The organism is Calothrix sp. UHCC 0171 (assembly GCF_034931845.1).
Taxonomy (GTDB): Bacteria; Cyanobacteriota; Cyanobacteriia; order Cyanobacteriales; family Nostocaceae; genus Brunnivagina.
The window spans coordinates 1-5,368 of sequence record NZ_JAYGHN010000093.1 but is presented as its reverse complement, the minus strand read 5'-3'; the positions used below and the strand labels follow the sequence as shown (position 1 = coordinate 5,368).

Genomic DNA, 5,368 nt, shown 5'->3' with positions numbered 1-5,368 from the left:
CCTATCGAATAAAATGATGCGATCGCACACCCCAATAGCAATAAAAATAATCGCTTAATAAATAAAGGTAAACTGCACCATAAATGTAGAATTTTCTGCAATAAATTAGGTTGCCAAGGAGCTTTTGCTTTCATCTTGCCACCATGAATAATCCAATGAGCTAATGGACATAAGGGAAGCACATCTTTCCATAATGTCTCTTGACCTAAATGTCTATAACCAACACCAGTATGATGGATATTATATTTCCCGTACTTTTTAGATGAATATTTCCCAATTTTTATCCAAGGAAACATCGAACATCTGTAATGAGATTGTTTGAGCCAAATCTTATGTTTATTTCTCCATTCATTACTATTGACGTATGAATAATAATCTGATGGGGAAAGATATCTTTTGACTTTCACTTTTAATCACACTCCTAAAGTCTCAATTCTTTGGCAGCAAGAAAGCCAGTTGAGAAGACGAAATTTTTATTATTTTTGTAATCCAAATCTTGCTGTAGAAAACCCATAAATTCTTGATGTCCCTTCGATGTGCGTCCAACTGGACAACCAGCAGAAGCATCATCAACGAACTTTTGGTCGCTGGCGCTGTGTTGATTAGCACCGATTTGTGAATGTTCTTTTTCATCAAGAGCATCGATTTTGCCGTTACGATTTGTGTCTCGAATAATATCAACCGGTGCAACTTGAACTAATGCCAATTCCCGATTTTTATGTTTACCAACCCGCCAAGCTTTGTACTGTCCGGGTACTTGGATTTGTGCAGTTCCTTTGGGATTCATCGGTTTTTTGGCGTAATGAGTTCCCGGTTCTATCGATGCTTCCCATGCTCCAACTAGCTTTGGGGTGGGATTCACTTCGACTAAAAATCGCGAATCATTAAACTGGTTGGGTGTATTGTCGTTTCGTATCCCCGAAGGTGACATGCCTTGGACGTAGAAAATGTTGTACTTTCCTTGTCCTGTGCGAATTTCCCAGTTTTGCTTTTTAGCGTAATCCACCAATGCATCTGCAATACGCGAATTGGACTTGGGTTCGTCAGTGTTTGTGGAGAAATTTATACCAGTAATACGATTGAGTTGGAGTTTGCTTTCAAACCACTGATTGATTCCGGGGTGTGCGATCGCAGCAGCCATAACCAAAGACAACCCAAAACACAAAGCACGTCCTCTTGCTTGAGCGAGAATATGGCAGCGATCGCGTTCCTCCAATGCTTTCAACTCTTGGTATTGAATTTCTATTGGGAGATGTTTGAGTAATTCGTCGGCTCGAAACGGCATTTTGCATTGGGGTTGTAACTATCTAATAAGGTCTGACATTTGTTGGATTTATCTGCTTTTGGGTTTTTCTTAGTTGGTGTCGGCGAGGATTTAGAGCGAGTCAAACTTTCCAAATCGGAGCGAATATCGGCAGTCAGAGTTGAAATTTGAGGTCGTAAATCTGGAATAAACGCAAATGAACCATACCCAGGACTCACCAAATCGAGGACAAAAATAACAAACACAGCACTCGTTATTATGAAACTGGATACAGGAATGCTTACCCAACTTGGGCGAGGTCGGGAAAGATGGAGAGAGTGAGGTGAAGTATATCTATCTGATTCATAACGCATTTGTCGTTTTCCTCTTATATTGTGCTGTTAGCTCCCTCTTTCTCCATCTCACTCCCTCCCTCGCGGAATAATTGCGTATATTTCACTTTCTCCGTACAGATTGATACCCACTATCCCCCGTCCAATTCGTTAGCGGCAAAGTTGTTGCTGGTTGCTGAGATTGGCGAACTTGGATCGAAGGTTGTTGCCAGCGTTCGGAGTCAACAGTTTGCAAGCGCACTGCTCGATCGAGGCTGTCTCCCGCACCATTGGCAACTTGACCAAATCCACTCCAAACTCCTGAAGCAACAGGTTTTCCCGCGTTGACCACCCCATGACCAAATCTGACTGCGGTTGGTGCATTCTGCGGTAATTGTCTGGGGTTGCGAGTCGCGATTAGACCACCAAGGAAAAATTGAGTAACCCACCCACCAACAACAAGAGTTCCAATTCCCATACTCCAGAATGCAAACGATCGCCAAGGTCTAAATGGATTACTATGATTTGCTACGGTTCCCAAAGTAGCGATCGCTGCACTCGCCCCATTTTCCATCGCTGGTGTAATCCCACGACTGTAGTTTTGCCCCCAATCATAGGCATTTCGAGCATTTCTACCAACACGATAAGCGCGATTGTGCCAACGGTGATTTTGGGAGCGTTGGCGATAGCCACTCCCTGAGGGAGTATCGCCATAGTTATACTCGTCATCCACTTCCTCATAGTTGGTGTCCACGAAGTTCGTATCTAGATAATTCCTTGAGCTAACCTGTGGTAAATTCGTCCTTCTGATTTGTCTGCTCACAATATTTACTCCTTGATATGAAATTATTACTCTCCGTCTAATCCCCAGATATCTTCTTGCTCAATCAATTTTTGGCGGAATTGTTCGGTATCAATTGGGACATCTTTGATGGGATTCTGCTTGGAAGGTGGCTGGTATAAAAACTGGGGACAATGCTTTTGAAAAAGCTCGATGTAGTTGTATTTGTCCTTTCCGTCTAGACGAGTTGCGGGTGGTCCCTGCATCCAAGTTGGGATTTCGATTCTTAGTTTCTGACGCTCGCCCCCATCAGGACGAATCAAATATCCCCACCCCGCACAGCGTTTATTGCCCTCCACATTTCTGTCGGTAACAGCTTGGGCATAGAGCCAAACTATCGCATCCTTGATGGTTTCGGATTTTCCCGCCAATGCTTTAGAACCACCGAGCATCGCTTGAGTATCCCCATGACTGGCAAACGATACAGACATGTTTGCTTGTCTTAAAAATTGCACAACAGCTTCCCAGAATTTGGGCATCACCGAGGAATCTATCCCATCAATTTCGCTGGAATAATTCGACATTTCATCCAGGGATAAATGCAAATGATAATCGTCGAATGGCTCGTACTCCTTGGTTTCATCACCGGCTTCGGCAATTCTCCAAAAGGCAATTCGAGTAAATTCGCGAATCGCATTGGTTGCTTCGACGAAGTTGTAACCACGACCAAAAACTTTGATTCCTTTCCAGTGTTGACCTTTAGCGAAAGGGTTGACCATCCAAACTAAATGCCCAAGTTTGATATGTTCGCCAATTAAATAGCCAAGTTTGGAAGTTTTTCCGCTTCCTTTTTCTTTGCCAACTATGCCAACAGTGTTTTCGTAGACGAGCGATCGCACTTCAGAATATTTATCTTCAGAGCGGCTTGTGGGCTGGAATTGTTCTATATTACTTGTGTTCTGTGAGGTGTAAAAGCCATTTGTTTGATAGAAATTTGGAGTTGGGATAGGATTTTTTGGTCTTTCGATAACTTCTGGATTTTGTTCTTTATTTCCTACTAATCCTGTATTTTGGGGTTGAGAAATAGGTTGATTATTTTGTGAATAATAACCATTTGGTACACAATTCTGACCTGTTAACAAAAGTTGTGGGTTTTGTTTAGAATTATTTTTGCTTGCTAATTCCCAAAAGACTAAACTTGAGGTTCCCAATACAGCGATCGCACCCCCTCCAAATCGTAAAAATGACTTAGCTGGTTCTGGCATTTCTACTTCTACAGTTTGCTGTTGAGTAGAGTATGGTGTTACCGATTGTTGGATAGTATTCGTACTAAAACTACTGGTAAACATCCAACCTCCCAGTACCAAAGGAATGGGAGCAAGTATTAATTTATTTATCATTTTTCCCTCCTATTTTTGATGAGGGTGATGGCTGCGGTGTTGCTGGAATTGGTTCGGGTTGATATTGTTGATAGTCGGAGATTTCCGCATCTGAAGGACTTGATTTATTACCAAACCAATCGGTTTTTTCTAATTCCGATGCAACTGGGCTTAATCCTTTAATTTTGAGCGCTTCTAATCTCGCATTTTTCACCTCTGATAGAATTTTGCGCGTATTTTGAGCGACTGTGACTAAATCAAATCTTTGCGTAGTTCCCCTTCTACTGTTTGAAATAATATTCAATTTGGTCAAACCACTCGCAGTTAATTCCGCAGAATCAATTGGAATTGTCACCCACGAACCTGTTTTTGGGTCAACGTATTTTAGTTGGGCTTCTTTTCCCGAAGCTCCCAAATTAATCCGTTTTAAAGCCTCAATCTCTGAGTTATAATTAATGACTTCCTCATGTTGGTTGTAAGCAAGATTTTGGGGATTATTTTGACTCGTAATAACGCGATTACGATATCTTGTTCCAGCTTCTAATATTGCGGCTTGTAATAAACCAGGATTGCTAACCAAGCCTGAACCATTATCATCACGGGTGAGATATTCCCGGAAATTACTATCAGTTTGCTCCAAGTTTTGGGATTTTTGCAGTAATGCTTGTTGTGCTTCCTGTTCTGGGGTTAGTTCTGGATTTTTCTGGCTAGTGAGGGTTGTTGCGATCGCAGCAATCACAACAAAAATTACCGTCGCTACAAATATCGAGACTAGCCAAGGATTAGTTAACAACGACTCGAGATTATCCCACTTGAGAATGTCGATTAACCCAGTCGGTGAAACACTTTCCTGGCTTCGACCAAGCGGATTCGGCACCCAGACTTCATCGAAATCATCGAGGTTTGGTTGATTATTTGATGGTGGATGCTGAGATTGCATCATTCCTCAAAATCTCCTTTCTGTAATGCCGAAGAATTAGTGTTGCAATAAGACCCCCCAAGATTGTTCCACTAATCCCCGCAGCCATAATCTTCAAGAAAACTGGTTTTGGTGGGGATGCGATCGCAACTGCAATCGTTGCAACTGTACTTGTCGTTGTAATTGCTGCAATCGTCGCAACTACTCCACCCTCGGTCATGAAATTGGTGATTGTTTGGCGATCGCAAGTCACAGCTTTTTGGATTTCTGGTGTGAGCGATCGCTTTGCCCATAGCATAGTTTGGTTTGCTAATTCTGGAGCTGTATCGGTTACTTCCTCGACGATGGGGATGATGTATTCGTATTTTGCGCTTCCGGAAGGGATGCTTGCTTGGATGCTGCGAGCATTGGGTGTTCCCCCTTTCCCCAATTCACCGAGTTCCCCAAAAAAGTGCGATCGAACTCCTGTGATATTTCCTCAAAAACATCACCAAATCCACCAACTGTTTGATTTTGGTTGATTCCCCCTTCTCCCATCCCATTCATAATTAGGTCTTGTGTTTGACGTAGAAATGCTTCCCGAAATAGAGCATAACCAACCTGGGAAATCGACTCGGATTTGAGAAGTAGTTGATATAAATCAAAATGGTAACTACCCGGATTTAATTGTTGTGGGTCAACACCTATACGCTGTTTGAAAAACTCATCTAAATT

At 42.3% G+C, this 5,368-nt stretch carries 7 protein-coding genes and 1 pseudogene; all 8 read right to left on the bottom strand.

Annotated features, from left to right (window positions below; all coding sequences use genetic code 11):
• A partial coding sequence (locus VB733_RS27290) for a hypothetical protein (RefSeq protein ID WP_323343181.1) occupies positions 1 to 407 on the bottom strand: 407 nt, incomplete at its 3' end.
• 14 nt (positions 408 to 421) lie between these two features.
• The gene (locus VB733_RS27285) at positions 422 to 1,285 is read right to left on the bottom strand and encodes a hypothetical protein (protein ID WP_323343180.1); all 864 of its coding nucleotides are present in this window, start codon (positions 1,283 to 1,285) and stop codon (positions 422 to 424) included.
• Entirely contained in the window at positions 1,243 to 1,617 is a 375-nt protein-coding gene (locus VB733_RS27280; RefSeq protein WP_323343179.1) for a hypothetical protein, read from the bottom strand. Before VB733_RS27280 ends, VB733_RS27285 begins: the two co-directional genes overlap by 43 nt.
• Before the next feature lie 82 nt (positions 1,618 to 1,699).
• Positions 1,700 to 2,398 (bottom strand): hypothetical protein, encoded by a 699-nt coding sequence (locus VB733_RS27275; protein ID WP_323343178.1) that lies wholly within the window; start codon positions 2,396 to 2,398, stop codon positions 1,700 to 1,702.
• 26 nt (positions 2,399 to 2,424) lie between these two features.
• Positions 2,425 to 3,756, bottom strand: coding sequence for a hypothetical protein (locus VB733_RS27270; protein ID WP_323343177.1), 1,332 nt, complete (start codon positions 3,754 to 3,756; stop codon positions 2,425 to 2,427).
• Complete coding sequence (locus VB733_RS27265; RefSeq protein ID WP_323343176.1) at positions 3,746 to 4,678, bottom strand: hypothetical protein; 933 nt, start codon at positions 4,676 to 4,678, stop codon at positions 3,746 to 3,748. Before VB733_RS27265 ends, VB733_RS27270 begins: the two co-directional genes overlap by 11 nt.
• Positions 4,647 to 4,952 carry a hypothetical protein gene (locus VB733_RS27260; RefSeq protein ID WP_323343175.1) on the bottom strand — a complete coding sequence of 102 codons (306 nt, stop codon included), beginning with the start codon at positions 4,950 to 4,952 and terminating at the stop codon, positions 4,647 to 4,649. Before VB733_RS27260 ends, VB733_RS27265 begins: the two co-directional genes overlap by 32 nt.
• 32 nt (positions 4,953 to 4,984) lie before the next feature.
• Positions 4,985 to 5,368 (bottom strand): annotated as a pseudogene (locus tag VB733_RS27255) (hypothetical protein); the annotation flags it as partial.